The sequence below is a fragment of the Sphingobium sp. JAI105 genome (genome assembly GCF_015752145.1).
Taxonomy (GTDB): domain Bacteria; phylum Pseudomonadota; class Alphaproteobacteria; order Sphingomonadales; family Sphingomonadaceae; genus Sphingobium; species Sphingobium xenophagum.
In genome coordinates this window covers 2,417,338-2,430,973 of the sequence record NZ_JADOUC010000001.1, presented here as the reverse complement: position 1 = coordinate 2,430,973, position 13,636 = coordinate 2,417,338, and the positions used below count along the sequence as shown (strand labels likewise).

The following is a 13,636-nucleotide window of genomic DNA, read 5'->3' as shown; positions in this document are numbered from 1 at the left end:
GGCGCGTAAGCCATCCCCCTTTGTCCAGTTCATTGGACGAGCCACAATTTCTTCTCCAGATCAGTGCAAGGTGTTTAGCTGACACTCATACAGATCGAACAGGCAGACGGGCCGTGGGCGAAGTAACGCGACGATGCAGGAGTTAATCGGAATTGGATGGCCGAACCTGTTCGCTGCCTCAATGCACGCCGAGGGACCACATACCGACGGTGAACAAATCCCGCTCCGTTTGGCTGCGATCCGGTCGCTCCCGCCCGCTGGTGACATAATCGTATACGAGTTCAGGCACGAAGTACCGTGCAACCAGGTCCGAAGGCATGGTCTTGAGAGGCTGGTTCTCGGCTGCGAGCTCCATGATGTCGGAGAAGCCCAGAGATTTCAGATATTTCTTTTCTTGTTTCGCTCCTAGCGAAAAGCCCACGCGAACATTGAGGTCCTCGAGGTTTGCCCAGGCCTCGAGCACCCCTCCGATTCGAGCATGGTCGATCAGAACCCGCTGAGCAAAAGCCCTCAGGGCGATCCGTAAGTCTTGATCACGGGTGGCAGCGTCGAACAGAAGGCGCTGGTAGAAAAGGATGAAGCGAAAGCCGCTTTCGTAGATCGACGCCCGGTGCACCAGTTGTCGGCGCCGCTGGCGGGCGGCGACATGTGCAAGGCGGGATTCGGGTTCCCTCTTCGCTTCGTTCGTCGCTACTGCCTCTGCGAGTTGAAGTGCCTCGGTGTACACAACCGTAAACGCCGGCTCGAGCCGGTGATCCAGATTGTATGTCGCCTCCGCGATCTTAGCTTTGAGTTCATCGTCCTCGCCTACGAGTGTGTTCGCATCAGAGATCAAAAACGAACATTCTAAGGCGCGTTCCTCAGTTGTTGCGATGCGAGCAGGCATATCGTTTGGCTGCGGCTCCGGTGCCGAGTCCGTCGGGGGGGGCGCCGATGCTCTACTCGATTGGGGGTTCAGGCGTTCGCGCGCAAGATCATAAATGGCCTCGGCCAACAGCAGATACTGGTCCGGCCGGAGGTGTGCAGTGTCATCGGTGGCCTTGCCGCCGTTCTGTCTTGCGGCAATCCAGTCATAGAGGCGATAGAAGGCTTGGGAATCGCTTCGGTGACTATAGAGCCAGAGGCTGAGCTCCGAGATGCCTAGTCGGGTGTCGAACTCGTCTCCTGGCGCAGATGGCGCGAGCAGGGGGGCCAGGCCTGCGGCAGATCGCGCCATTTCCTTCGGAATGGTGAGCTCGCCTGTCCAGTTCTGCAGCTTGCGGGTGCCGTTGGGGGAAACCGACAGATAGACGTTACGGAGTTGCTGCACCGCCGCCAAAGCATTCCGGGTCGCCAAACTCAGACCGTCGAGGGTTCCGGCACCGGGCGCTGGCCCGTCGGCACCAACGACGTGCAGCGGTCGGAAGACGTTGCGGGAAAAGAACGATGTCACGTTGCTCTTATGGATATCCGCCTCGATCTCGAGCCTTGTCGCGGCGATCACGCTGCAGATCGGTTTGTCGGCGTTCTTTCTGCCAAGAGGCTCCAGAAGGGACTTTTCGAGCTCCGCGACTTGGCAGCGAAGATTTTCGGCATATTCGGCGCGATCGGGCGCGGACCTGAGATCGTCCGGTATGACGACGACTAGGTCGATATCGCTATGGCCGGGCTCAAATCGCTGCCCATCCCGGAATATCGAGCTGCCGAAAAGATAGATACCGCCGGATCCAATCATCGTGTCCAGCGCTTCGGCCCATTTCCTGAGGAGGACCATAACCGGTTCGAGGGAAAAGGAACTCAACGGAAAATCCTTGTAGCACGCTTGGTCTCTCGGCCCAGCTGCCAGTAGCCGTTCCTTCGCGCAAGCACCGGTGTTCGCTTCGGTGACAAAATCTGGTTTACTGCAGATGGTCAAACCATGCTGTTCCAAATGAAAAGCAGAAGCTGGCCCTGCTCGAGGCGGCGAAGGCGCCCAGTGCTTCTGCTGCCGCTGTAGCGCGAGAGGCCGATATTGCGACCTTGTCGATCTCTCGTTGGGGCTCGGAACTGTGCATCGCAATCGGGGTGATGTGCGACCAACCAATGCTGAGTGAACGACCGGATTCAAGGAGCCGAATTTCTCTCCCAGCATCAGCTTGCCGGACGCCTCCGATCAACCGGATATGACGGGCGGAATGGCCGGTGTCGGAATGAACTGACATTTCCGGCGCAGCACCGGAATGACATATTTTGGGTCGTCCATTGCCGGCTTTTTAATGGGACGAAGTGGGACAAGTACGAACCCTTCTTGCCCGGTATTACAACCGTGCGGATTCGACGCGCTGCCCTCCCCGCCGGCGACTTGGATGGACCACTACAGGTCTAGTTCGGCCGCCTGCTTGGCGGTCAATCTTCGCAGAGAAAGATTGCCGATGTCTGCGCTGCTGACATATAGCTGCTTGCCTCGGCACTCGAGAACGACGCTGGAGGCGGGGGCGTTCGGATAGTCTACATAGCTTACGGTCGCCGAGATGTTGTCGGCCGAACGCTTGTTTATCTTTACGTCTCCGCGTGATATACCTCCCTCATAGTATTTCCACGTGATCTGCCCTGACTTTCCGATCCTGACGAACAGGCCAGACCCGTCGCCGCTCTCCTCTGAAAAAGAGACGCTCGAGTAAGCGCCTATGCAGCCAAACTCCGCTCTGGCGGACGTCGGCATTGGGGTGTCAGGCACCACAGTCGTTGGCGTGGCTGTAGGGAGCGTCGCGGCGGGTTGAGGCACGACGTTCTGCGGCAGAGCTGGCGACGGTGCGGGCGATCGATCGCGAACGAGAAAGTATCCTATCGTCGCGGCAGCAATTACCAGCCCGATGGATACGCCGATCTTCAACCAGCCGAACGAGCGGCTACCAAGATCATCACCGCCTTCGACGCCATTACCGGCCTCTATCTCTATAGAATCGTGGGCGAATGGCTCACGGGCTCGTGACGGCGACCGGCCAGCTTCCATATCAAAGCCCGCTCGCGACCATTGAACCGGCCAGTATGCCATAAGCACTAGGGTTAGGATTCCCGTGCCGATGAGCAGCACAATCCGCGCAGCAGGCCAAGGTGCGTCAACGGCAGCTAGTTCGCGCGTAGTGGCATCAAGGCGAGACCGTGCGCTGATAACTGATGGGCTATCGCTGTAATCCTCACTGGGGCGGATATCTAGTGGAGGCGGTGCGCCTCTGCTGAACCGGCCGAGCGCATCATCAAGGTCCGAGAATGCCTGCTGGAGCTTCCGCTTGCGACGATCCACCTCCTGTTGGCTTTCTGCCGATGAGATGGCGGATAGATCATCTTTGGCTTGGGCGCGCAGTGAGGACTCCCGGTGCTGCGCTGCGATGTAGGCGTACGTTCCTGCCCCAATTGTCAGAAGCAGCCCGCCTGCAAGTGCGAGGATTAGCAGTCGCCTACGTCCTTCGTGCCGTATACGCCGGAAGGTGAACGCTGCTAGGGCGGCCAATGCCATAGCGAGGCCGATCAGCAGAAGGTCTTGCCAAGTCAAAGGCCATCACCGAGTAGAAGCGCAGATTTGCACATGTGTTTTCCCCCTTGCCCCCGGCTGCTCTTAACGACACCGCTTTACCTGCAAGCAGACGTCCTTTCTACCTGTAGTAGGAGAGCCGATAGAGAGGGGGCCACAAACGAAACCGATGCGGGGTAGCCGGTGACTGCATGCGCAGGCCCCCGGGTGGAAGGCTTGGCTTTCTCGAAACCTGTTCACGCTTGTGTTTTCCTGAAAGGGCGCATCGGAAATGGAGAGACGGGACAGTCGCGCTTCCCCCAAGCGGCCGGCTTCGGAAAGCCGGGGTGTCGATTGAACGGCAATGCCTGCGGCGCGTACTGTCTGCAGTTAGTGTGGCTAAATTGGCGGCTGCCGTCAGTTCCGGGCGTTCGGACCAACACAGGTAAACGGCAATATCTGCGACGCAACGAATAGGCGTGCGTTCGCCTGCTATGCACTGCCGCTCGCCGCCCGGTCCACAACTGGCGAAAAGCATAAACCAATAGCACTAACGTCCGAAACGGGAAAATATTCCGTATGCGAAACAATTGATGACCGGTGGTCTGGAGACGGTCCCGCTCCCCAAAAGGTGAACATGTGCTATTCCCACCAAGCCAGCGTGGCGGAATTGGCAGACGCACCATTGTAATGGTCTTCGTCGACGGACGGGGTGCCGGGTTCGATCCCCGGTCGCTGGCAAGGCTATGTTGGGTGGGGGGGAGAAAGTCAGGTTTCGGGCAGCGTGTTATGATTATCTAACATTCCCGTGCAATGTGGCTGGCGCGTCCTTGATTGCAAAAGCGACCTGCTCAAACTCTATCGCAGAAGTGTCCTCACCACCGATGGAATAACCCTCCAAAAGGCTCATTCGCCCATGCTCAAAGAAGAGGAGCACACCAAGGCCAAATTCCATGCCATTTACGCTTGTATATACGTTCAACCCTAATGGGCTGGATATGATCACGGCAGGTGTCGACGGCGACACCGAGATCGTCGTGAAGAAGCCACCACCGGTATTCTCTCGCTTCTCAACCGTCACGGATTGAAGCTGCTCGCTCAATGGACCGAAATGATCCGGCTTTTCGGCCAAGATTGCCTCTATGGCTGCCCGTTCTAGTTTTGTCAGCCACGTCATGGATGATGATTATCCCATACGATGGAGTGTCCGCAACTAGGCACCGCAGTTCGACCGATGGGGGCAAAAAATGGTCGGTTCTCGACCGTCCGCTTTTTCGTCTGGGTACTGGCCTGGAGCGGCACTCCTTGAAACCCGCTGCGGCGCGCCCGACCTGGGCAGTTTGCAGGAGAATGACAATGGTCGAAGCAAGATGGAACGGCTCGGTGATCGCTACCAGCGACGACACGATCGTCGTCGAGGGCAACCACTATTTACCCGCCGACGCCGTTAATTCCGCGTTCCTGCAGCCGAGCGAGACGACAACCGTCTGCCCGTGGAAGGGGACGGCGCACTATTACAGCCTCCAGGTTGAGGAAGCAGAGAATCGCGACGCCGCCTGGTATTACCCTGATCCGAAATCCGCGGCGGAGAATATCCGCGGTCGTGTCGCCTTTTGGAAGGGTGTGGAGGTAGGCTGATTTGGGACGCGGATCGGCCGTTGCACTTGTCCATATTCGCTTCAGCCGATCGCGATTCAAACAATAGCGTAGAGTGCGACAATGCCCAGCAGCATCTGCCTCACTCCGTGCGCTCCAGACTTGCGCCCCGTCGCATCACCCGCCGTACCTGCTCTGGATACCACAGCGGGCGACCGCTGGGCGCGGGCACGCCCCGCAGGTTCAGCGCGTGCGCCATCGCCCTGGCACTTGTGCAACCATCCGCCTCAAGTTGCCGGATCAGTGGCAAGACCTGGATGGCGCGCTGATCCGCCTTTTGGGCAAGCATGGCTCCGGCTTTTGCCGCTGCCACTTTGCAGCCAGGCAGCAGCGCCGCCGCGCCATTGGGATTGCCCAGCCGCACGCCCCGCGCCTTGGCAGCAGCAAGCGCCGCCTTGGTTCGTTGGCTGATCATCTCCCGCTCATGCTCGGCGATGGCCGCAAAGAGGTTGATCATGAACCTGTTGGCGTAAGGAGCGTCGCAGGCGACAAAGTCCACGTCCCCATCGTGCAGTCGAGAAATGAAGCTAACTGACCTGGAAAGACGGTCTAATTTCGCGATGCAGAGGGTAGCCCGATGCAATCGGCATGCGGCCAGCGCTTCGATCAAGACCGGTCGCTCGTCACGCTTCCCCGATTCGACTTCCACATATTCCGCGACGACCCGATGACCGCCGCCGAGGGCATAACCCTCAACAGCGGCACGCTGCGCTTCAATCGAGAGTCCGCTCCGACCTTGGGCTTGGGTGCTTACCCGGAGATAGACCACAAGATTCACAGGCCTGCACCATTGCTTGCTTCGGGCGAATGCTCGCCGAGGACCTGCCCGCTATCAGCCCAGGCCAGCACTCCGTCCCGCCTAGCGCCCGCGATATACGCGGTACACCAGTTGCGATCGGTCGGCTTGGCCTTGGCGTTGGAAAAGGTCGTGGCCGCCATCAGGTCAATCAGTTCGCCCCTGCTGACGTTGCCAGCAGCGCCCACTATGGCAGCAATTGTTGCATATACCGTGCCAGGATTGGGCGTGACGGCACCAAGAACGACTCGTTGCGCCGACACGTCGCGACCCCGGCGCTGGAAACCAGCCGCCTTGCGACGGGCTGCCAGGGCTTGGTACGCCCTCTCGTCAGCCTCAGACCAGGACGGCGCGACTGCGGGCAGCGCGGGCGCAGCGGGTGCCGACTGATCCTCGATAACGATCGAGGGGGGAGTTGCGGCAGGCTCGGCGGCCAGCGCAGCGGGGGCGGTCGACTCTATTATATCGACGACGGGCGCGGCTGCTGCTTGTTCGGCGCTGGCGGCCGCCCCGTCGGCGGTGGAGGCGCTGTCGTTGGTGGATTGCGGCGCGACATGGTTGGGAGCGGGAGCAACGTCGTCACCGACTGGCGGCGCGGGAAACAGCTCCTCTAGCGCCTCACCTTCGGGCGCGGGCGCGGGCGCGGCGGCGGCCTTGTCCATTGCCTTGCGGTGCAGGGTCTTCGGGCTGGTGCCCAGGCGAGTTGAGAGGGTCTTACGGGCGGAGGCGTTAGCGGTCTGTGTCATAAGTCTGCTCCAAGTCTATGCTTCGTCAAAGTATCGTTGATGCGTGTTTCGGAAAATTCCGGACAGTTATTTCACTAAATCGCGGACAGGCATTTCAGTAAATACGGGACAGTGATTCCGCTAAATCCCGGACAGGGTTTGGGACAGGATCAAGGTTAGGTTTTGTGATGCGCCGCTCTGGCATTGTTGCTCCTCATCGTTGCGATGGGAGGGGTGATGCCAAGGCGGAAGCAGACGAGACGAACCGACGTGAAGGACATGCGATCGATCCTCCGGCTGACCTACGATCAGGGTTTGTCGGTACGGGCCGTGTCAGAGCGGCTGAAGCTTAGCAAGACGACGGTGTCGACCTATTTACTGCGGGCGCGCGAGGCTGGGCTGACAGGCTGGCCGTTGCCGGCCGGCTACGACGACGACGCAGCGATCGAACGGCTGGTGTTCCGCCGTGTCGGCCGCCCTCCTCAGGATCTGGGCGAGCCGGACTGGCCAGTGGTTGCGCGGGAGATCAAGCGCAAGGGCGTGACGCTGGTTTTGCTGTGGCAAGAATATCGGGCTGCCCATCCCAATGGCTATGGCTATACCTGGTTTTGCGATCGGTTCCTGTCCTTCCAGCGGCGGACCCATGTCAGCTTTCGCAATCGGTATGAGGCGGGCGCCGTCCTGCAAACCGATTATGCCGGGCAGACTGTGCCGCTGATCGATCCTGTGACGGGCGTCATCACCCAGGCACAGATCTTCGTAGCGGTGCTGGGTGCTTCATCCTTCACCTTCGCAATGGCCAGCTTGAGCCAGCAGTTGCCGGACTGGATCGACGCGCAGTGCCGGGCATTGGCCTTTGTTGGCGGCGTTCCGCGCGCGATCGTGTGCGACAATCTGAAAGCGGGCGTTGCCAAAGCGCTATGGTTCGAGCCCACGCTCAGCGCGACCTTTGCGGCGATGGCCGAGCATTACGATACGACGATCCTGCCTACCCGGAGCCGGCGGCCGCGCGACAAAGGAAAGGTCGAGGGCGCAGTGTTGATCGTGGAGCGCTGGATCCTGGCGCGGCTGCGCAATCGGCGCTTCTTCAGTCTGGCGGATCTCAATGCCGCGATCGCGGACTTGCTGGTTGATCTCAATGATCGGCCCATGCGCCATGTCGGCAAATCCCGTCGCGCAATCTTTGACGAGATCGAACGGACGGCATTGGCGGCGTTACCTACGTCGGTGTTCGAATATGCCGAGTGGAAACGCGCCAAGGTCCATCCTGATTATCATGTCGAGGTCGACAAGACCTTTTACTCCGTGCCGCACGGACTGATCGGCCGGCAGGTCGATATCCGCCTGACGCATCGAGTGGTCGAGATCTTCTACGATCATGCGCGGGTCGCCAGCCATATGCGGACATCGCAGCGCCGTGGGCACGTTACCGTGAATGAGCACATGCCCAAGGCGCATCAGCGCTATGCGAATATATCGCCAGCGAGCCTGATCGAGCGCGCCAGGAAAACCGGTCCTAACACAGCGACGTTCGTGGAAAGGCTGATGATCGACAAGCCACATCCCGAGCAGGGCTATCGCTCCGCCATGGGCGTCCTCTCGCTGGCCCGGCGCTACGAGCGCGATCGGCTTGAAGCCGCCTGCGATCGAGCGCTGGTGATCGGCGCCGTTACCTACTCATCCCTCAACGCCATCCTCAAGGCCGGGCTCGACAAGATCCAGCCGACAGCGGGGCCGCTCAAACCAACACCGGCGCACGACAACATCCGTGGCGGGTCCTATTATCAATAATGAAAGGACGATCTTGTGCTGACGCATCCTACCCTTGATCAAATGCATAGCCTGGGGCTAGCGGGCATGGCGGCCGCGTGGCGCGACATTGCCGAGCAAGACACCGCTGGCGATCTGACCCGAGACGAATGGCTCGGGCTCATGCTGGACCGCGAGATCGCCACTCGCGCCGATCGACGGCTGACTAATCGTCTTGCCAGCGCGAAACTGCGCTTTGTCGACGCCTGTGTCGAAAATATCGACTTCGGGGCGCATCGCGGACTGGATCGCCGCAATATCCTCTCGCTCGCACAGGGTGCCTGGCTCAAGGCAAATGAGAATCTCATTATCACCGGCCAAACCGGCACGGGAAAAACGTGGCTGGGATGTGCGTTCGGGCGACAGGCGGCGCGCCAGGATCACTCCGTCTTATATCTGCGCATGCCGCGCCTGTTCGAGGATCTTGCACTCGCGCGCCTCGACGGTCGCTTCCCACGCGTCGTCGACAAGCTTGCCCGCGTTCAGCTGCTCATTCTGGACGACTGGGGTACCCATAGTCTCAACGATCAGCAACGCCTTGATCTGCTCGAAATCTTCGAGGAACGGTATCGCCGCAGATCCACGCTCATCACCGCCCAGCTCCCCGTGGCGGCCTGGCACGAAATGATCGGCGAGCCCACGATCGCCGATGCTATCCTCGACCGCATCGTCCACAATGCCCATCGCATCACGCTGAAAGGAGACAGCATGCGGCGACAAAAAGCTCCGCATGGCTTGACCCAGGAAGCAAATATCGAAATCACTCAACCCTGACAGCAACCAGGCATCCACTGCCTACACCAGCTGTCCCGGATTTACTGAAGCGCTTGTCCGGGATTTAGCGAAGCAGCTGTCCGACTTTTGCGAAATACGCATCGTTGACGAACAACTCGATGCATTGTAAATTTCACATAAGTAAAGTGACGACGATCAGGCACAAGAGCGGTTCGGCGTATTTCTAGCGGGAAAGTCCGCATGGTACCTTGTCAGGGTATTGGGCTGTGGGTGACCTATTGGTTCAGTCACCTTCTGTCAGAAAAATTTCGAATATTTCGATCGTGTTTTTCAGGTAGCATTCAAACAGCTTTTATCGCTTTGCCTTATGGAATCGCGATTTATGGCTTGGGTCGAAGGGTATCCGGTCCAACTTCGCCATCAGGTCGGCGAACATGTCGTCGCTGGTTATGGGGAGGTGCCGCCGGAAGCCGTCGCCCAGCTTTGCCAAGTCCCGCTCCGTCAGTAGCCCTATCGACACGATCCTGTCTGTCATGGCTGCGCTCTCCTCCAAGCCGCCAACTGCTGGCGTTGCCGGAAGTGCCAGGGATTCCGCTTGCGACATGATTGGCCGCTGCCGGGCGGTGTTTGGTTAGTAGGGCAGGTCTCCCCTTGCCTTTGCCGCAGCGCCTACTTTCTTGAGCGCCTCAATGTCCAGGGGCTTGACATTATTCTTGGCCTGCTCGGCAACGCCAACATCATAGGCGTATCGCAGAGTTGCCTGCGTGATCTGGTGCGACTTTCTGTTCCAGCCATCGCGTATCAAGTCTGCTGGCAGGCGCTCATTCATAGCCGCCGTCACGCCCGCCTCGTCGGGTAGAATTGCCCAACTGCCATAGTCTAGCTTTCCATCGCGCACCGCGCGATCAAACCCGTAGTCATCGTAGAAGCGCTTGGCCAACCGCTGATCCTGCGAACCGTCCCTCACCATGGCGGGATCTGCGTAAGCAGGTCGATACTCCCCGGGATTGTCGCCCAGCGCGTTGAGCATTACGACGCTCATCTCGTGAGCGGCAAGGCGATAGAAGACGCACATACGGTCTGCCAGCCTGCGCTCATTCTCACTGAAACCGGCCTTATCGTACGCCTTAAGAGTTCGGGTGCCAGCAAATATGTCGAAGAGGGCGCTATATCCAGCTTGGTCTGTTAGGCCGCCAGCAGGATCGCCACGCCTGGCGTAGGTGTCCATGACCTCCTCGTGTGCTGCGTCATCAACATCTCGGCAAATCGTGACTGCAGTCTGACGCCACTTGGGGTTGCGCGCCTTATCGGCCCAGTCGGGTGTCCCATCGTCAATCACCGTTGGCTCGAACATGCTGGTCAGCTTTGCGATAAATTGGTCCGGCCCAAGCATGACCGTACCTCCTACGCCCACGACCAGCACCAACGCAGCCGCGCCCCCTGCCAGCTTTGCCGCCAACGCGCTGCCGCTCACTGCTTAGCCTCCACCCGGTACTGCAGACCGGCATTGCTGGCACCCAGCAGCGTTATCCGCGTGTCGCGCCATGCCACCGTCTGAGGGAAGGTCGCCTCCATGGGAAATGACAACTCCTCCGTGAAGGCGGGCCGGGCCATGTCGTTACTGAACTCGCGGTAGCTGAGCCGCAGCGTGCCAGCCGAAGTGCCGAGATATATAAGAGCCTGGCGGAAGCTGTTGCCAGCCTCCGGCGTGGTGACGTTGACCAGTGTGTATCGTGCAGGCGGGTTGATCTTCTTGGTGGTGAACAGCACGTCGGCGGCGGACGCCTTGTCGAACGCGCCGTCCATGTCGTTGTCCATAAGGCAGGCTGCGCCGCGCGGACCTACAAGGTGGTCCACGTAGCCGCCGGACGTTGTGCATGCCTTTAACGGGTTTGCGCGCTCCACTGTCAGCAACGATCCGGCAGGCGCGACGATCTTGCCCTGGATGCCGAGCGACAGACTCAGTTCCGTCTCCAGGCGGGGCATGGCCCGCTCGGTCAAGTCGTAGCGCTCCAGCAGGACTGAGCCGACCGTGACGACGGACTCCACGCCCGGCTCTGGCTTTTGGCCAACTTTGCGCACCGGCTGGCCAATGGTTTGGCTGGAAGCAGGAAATGCCGTCGGCGCGGCGATGGTCGCCAGCACCAGAACGCAGAGTTTTCGATTAAACAGCATGCTCGCCCCCTGTCGCGGGACCACGCGCTACATCCACCCCGGCGTCGCCCCATGTTGATGTTGGGGCGACGGCCGAAAGCCGGATGTTGGAAACCTGGAGAAACCCACAGGCGCATGCGCCTTTACCGGCAGAACCGGCTGGACATGCGCGCATGCCACCCGGCCCCAGAAAAACTGTGACCGGCTGGTTTCTTCAGAGGTTTCCACGCCCCACCGCTGTCTCCAGCGGTGCCGACCTTCTGCCGCTGCGCCGTTGTCTTGGCAAGTGACGGCAGCCGTGGCGGCACGACAAATTTGCCATGGGTCTGCCCGACGAATACAGGCATATGTCGGTCGTCTGTTACGTTGTTACGTTATTACCCCTCCTCGACATTCGATTTGAATGAGGGGAAGGGTGTAGCAAGAGCCCGTATATATAGCCGAGCGTGTCTCGTTCTCCTGATCAAGTGTAACAACGTAACAAACCATAGCCGGAAGGCAGCAGGGTTTAATACCCGGCGCAGATCACCCGCCTATTGCGAGGAGCGGCCAGTTCGGGGCCGAAACTCCAGGCCTACAGGACGCATGACGCCGTCAGCCCTGATCCTGACCCTGATTAGTCCCTGCAAATGCGGGTCAGTCAGTTGTCGGGAGAGGGCCAGCGCGCGCGGTTGTGATGTGTATAATATGCCGCTGTCCAAGCCCTGCACTTCCCTGCGCGTGCCCAGGGTCGCCCGCGCGACGATAGCGCAGCTGCGGGTCTGTTGCGGACTGAGCGTGCCGAACGGCAGCTGCCGTACCCTGACGACCTGGGGCGCTCGGCCCTCTATGCAGAGTTGGCCAACGGCGAAGGGCACCCGCCCGTCCGCGCTCCGCTCGGCGCTGTCCCAAGGCCAGTCATACCGATACTGGACATAATGGCCCCGCAGCAGATCGCGCGGATCATAGCCCCTGACCGGGACATGCCACTCCTGCCCTTGCTGCGCCATGTGGTGGGTGGCGGCCCAGCTGTAGGCCAATGCCACTACCGGCAGGGCGAGCGCTGCGGCAAGGACGATGCGAGCGTATTTTGCGTCCATCACAGCTGGCCTTCCGCTACCGGGGCGAAGCGCTGGGAAATGCGTATTGTAATCCACGCAGCCAGCAGAGCGAGTACGCCCGACAGGATGAGGCCAAAGCCGCTCCCGAGCAGATCGTCGCTCAGCTCGAAACTGAGAATCACGATCCGCAAGGCGATCAGGGCGATTGCTGTCTGGAACATGCGTCGCCACTGCGCGTGCAGCGCGCCCATTGCCGTCGCACTCCACAACAGCAGAAAGAATAGGGCGCTGACCCAAGGCCCTCTTATCGGGGGATGTAGGTACAGCAGCATTGCCTGAACCATGTGCAGCAGCGCCACAACAGCCAAAATAGCTGCTGTTGCCTGACCGGATTTGCCGGGACGGGCTAGATGCACCGCCGCGCTTGCGCCGAGCAGGGCCATGCTCTGGATCGCGACGCTGCCCAACATCGTGCCTGATCGGCCGTCCAGCCCCCTGGCGACAACGACAAAGCTGAAGCCTGCCAGTATCGTGATGAGCGCGAGCTTTTCCAGCAAACGCCAGAAGGCAGGGCGCGTGCTGCGGAAGCGCGCATAAACCGCAAGGGCCGCCACTGCCATAGGCGGGCAGGCGATAAGCCCCCAGTAGAGCGCTGGGTAGGATGGTCGCACTGCGTACCCCGGCCACAGCGCCAGGCCGCCATACTCGTCGGCATGCGCCCAAGCGGTCCCCAGGACTCCCGCCATCCACAGACCGGCGACCGGCCACCCCTGTCCGTAGAGCAAGAGCAGCGGGGAGAACAGCAGCAGCCAAACCAGAAGGGGCTGCCACAGGGGAGAGCTTGTCTGGTATACTTGGCCGACATGGCCAAAGAAGGTGAGACCCAGGATCGCGGTCAGAAACAGTGCACCGTCAATGGCATGCTCCCTCGCTCCTCCGCGCGGAATATACCACCACAGCCACGATGCCATGCCCGCCACCACTCCAAGATGGACGCCCAGGCGCAACTGCCCAGGTATGGCTTCCCAGTTCGCCGCTACCACCGAAATGACGCCAAGCCCGATGGTTAGAACGCCCAGGCCGATTATCGCCAACAGGCCAAGCGGTCGGCTATTTTTGGCTTCCCAGGCGCAGATGCGCTCTGCGGTGTGCTGGTCTATAAGCCCTGCCTGATGCCAGGCTTTGAGTTTTCTCTCGGACATGGCCCCTCTCGCCTGCACAGTCGGACAGAGTAGCTTGTATGGTGGCCGGA

Annotated in this window: 13 protein-coding genes and 1 tRNA gene; 4 read left to right on the top strand and 10 right to left on the bottom strand. The window is 60.2% G+C overall.

What is annotated here, in order from left to right; genetic code table 11:
• Positions 1-178: 178 nt before the first annotated feature.
• Entirely contained in the window at positions 179-1,780 is a 1,602-nt protein-coding gene (locus IWY39_RS11650) for a nucleotidyltransferase domain-containing protein (RefSeq protein WP_145169860.1), read from the bottom strand.
• Between the two features lie 552 nt (positions 1,781-2,332).
• Positions 2,333-3,475: a hypothetical protein gene (locus IWY39_RS11645; RefSeq protein ID WP_145169858.1), complete on the bottom strand. Its 1,143-nt coding sequence runs from the start codon at positions 3,473-3,475 to the stop codon at positions 2,333-2,335.
• 649 nt (positions 3,476-4,124) lie between these two features.
• On the opposite strand from IWY39_RS11645, the gene IWY39_RS11640 reads away from it, so the two are divergent.
• Positions 4,125-4,210 (top strand) — tRNA-OTHER (locus IWY39_RS11640).
• Positions 4,211-4,262: 52 nt separating this feature from the next.
• Here IWY39_RS11640 and IWY39_RS11635 read toward each other — a convergent pair.
• Positions 4,263-4,646 (bottom strand): hypothetical protein, encoded by a 384-nt coding sequence (locus IWY39_RS11635; RefSeq protein WP_107126067.1) that lies wholly within the window; start codon positions 4,644-4,646, stop codon positions 4,263-4,265.
• A gap of 179 nt (positions 4,647-4,825) precedes the next feature.
• Here IWY39_RS11635 and IWY39_RS11630 point away from each other — a divergent pair, with 179 nt between their 5' ends.
• Complete coding sequence (locus tag IWY39_RS11630) at positions 4,826-5,107, top strand: DUF427 domain-containing protein (RefSeq protein ID WP_107126091.1); 282 nt, start codon at positions 4,826-4,828, stop codon at positions 5,105-5,107.
• Positions 5,108-5,207: 100 nt separating this feature from the next.
• Here the strand turns inward: IWY39_RS11630 and IWY39_RS11625 are convergent, their stop codons facing one another.
• Positions 5,208-5,903 (bottom strand): recombinase family protein, encoded by a 696-nt coding sequence (locus IWY39_RS11625; RefSeq protein WP_107126066.1) that lies wholly within the window; start codon positions 5,901-5,903, stop codon positions 5,208-5,210.
• Positions 5,900-6,667 (bottom strand): hypothetical protein, encoded by a 768-nt coding sequence (locus IWY39_RS11620; RefSeq protein WP_107126065.1) that lies wholly within the window; start codon positions 6,665-6,667, stop codon positions 5,900-5,902. Before IWY39_RS11620 ends, IWY39_RS11625 begins: the two co-directional genes overlap by 4 nt.
• Positions 6,668-6,883: 216 nt before the next feature.
• Between IWY39_RS11620 and istA the strand changes: the two genes are divergently transcribed.
• Positions 6,884-8,437, top strand: coding sequence for an IS21 family transposase (istA, locus tag IWY39_RS11615; RefSeq protein ID WP_107126060.1), 1,554 nt, complete (start codon positions 6,884-6,886; stop codon positions 8,435-8,437).
• A 42-nt stretch (positions 8,438-8,479) separates the two neighbouring features.
• Positions 8,480-9,229: an IS21-like element helper ATPase IstB gene (istB, locus tag IWY39_RS11610; protein WP_231377638.1), complete on the top strand. Its 750-nt coding sequence runs from the start codon at positions 8,480-8,482 to the stop codon at positions 9,227-9,229.
• Between the two features lie 313 nt (positions 9,230-9,542).
• Here the strand turns inward: istB and IWY39_RS11605 are convergent, their stop codons facing one another.
• The 5 genes from IWY39_RS11605 to IWY39_RS11585 form a co-directional block, all read right to left on the bottom strand.
• Positions 9,543-9,725, bottom strand: a complete 183-nt coding sequence (locus IWY39_RS11605; protein WP_229380765.1) for a hypothetical protein — start codon at positions 9,723-9,725, stop codon at positions 9,543-9,545.
• Between the two features lie 96 nt (positions 9,726-9,821).
• Positions 9,822-10,583: a hypothetical protein gene (locus IWY39_RS11600; protein WP_145169856.1), complete on the bottom strand. Its 762-nt coding sequence runs from the start codon at positions 10,581-10,583 to the stop codon at positions 9,822-9,824.
• 77 nt (positions 10,584-10,660) lie between these two features.
• On the bottom strand, positions 10,661-11,365 hold the full coding sequence (locus IWY39_RS11595; protein WP_145169854.1) for a hypothetical protein: 705 nt from the start codon (positions 11,363-11,365) through the stop codon (positions 10,661-10,663).
• Between the two features lie 512 nt (positions 11,366-11,877).
• The gene (locus IWY39_RS11590) at positions 11,878-12,423 is read right to left on the bottom strand and encodes a GDYXXLXY domain-containing protein (RefSeq protein ID WP_196871548.1); all 546 of its coding nucleotides are present in this window, start codon (positions 12,421-12,423) and stop codon (positions 11,878-11,880) included.
• A complete protein-coding gene (locus IWY39_RS11585) occupies positions 12,423-13,586 on the bottom strand; it encodes a DUF2157 domain-containing protein (protein WP_196871547.1) in 1,164 nt (387 codons plus the stop codon). Before IWY39_RS11585 ends, IWY39_RS11590 begins: the two co-directional genes overlap by 1 nt.
• Positions 13,587-13,636: the final 50 nt, after the last annotated feature.

Bases quoted from the DNA above. Each gene is read 5' to 3' on its own strand.
- IWY39_RS11600 (WP_145169856.1), bottom strand. From the start codon at position 10,583: ATGCTTGGGCCGGACCAATTTATCGCAAAGCTGACCAGCATGTTCGAG.
- IWY39_RS11645 (WP_145169858.1), bottom strand. From the start codon at position 3,475: ATGGCATTGGCCGCCCTAGCAGCGTTCACCTTCCGGCGTATACGGCAC.
- IWY39_RS11595 (WP_145169854.1), bottom strand. From the start codon at position 11,365: ATGCTGTTTAATCGAAAACTCTGCGTTCTGGTGCTGGCGACCATCGCC.
- IWY39_RS11605 (WP_229380765.1), bottom strand. From the start codon at position 9,725: ATGACAGACAGGATCGTGTCGATAGGGCTACTGACGGAGCGGGACTTG.
- IWY39_RS11620 (WP_107126065.1), bottom strand. From the start codon at position 6,667: ATGACACAGACCGCTAACGCCTCCGCCCGTAAGACCCTCTCAACTCGC.
- istB (WP_231377638.1), top strand. From the start codon at position 8,480: ATGCATAGCCTGGGGCTAGCGGGCATGGCGGCCGCGTGGCGCGACATT.
- IWY39_RS11585 (WP_196871547.1), bottom strand. From the start codon at position 13,586: ATGTCCGAGAGAAAACTCAAAGCCTGGCATCAGGCAGGGCTTATAGAC.
- IWY39_RS11590 (WP_196871548.1), bottom strand. From the start codon at position 12,423: ATGGACGCAAAATACGCTCGCATCGTCCTTGCCGCAGCGCTCGCCCTG.
- IWY39_RS11630 (WP_107126091.1), top strand. From the start codon at position 4,826: ATGGTCGAAGCAAGATGGAACGGCTCGGTGATCGCTACCAGCGACGAC.
- istA (WP_107126060.1), top strand. From the start codon at position 6,884: ATGCCAAGGCGGAAGCAGACGAGACGAACCGACGTGAAGGACATGCGA.
- IWY39_RS11635 (WP_107126067.1), bottom strand. From the start codon at position 4,646: ATGACGTGGCTGACAAAACTAGAACGGGCAGCCATAGAGGCAATCTTG.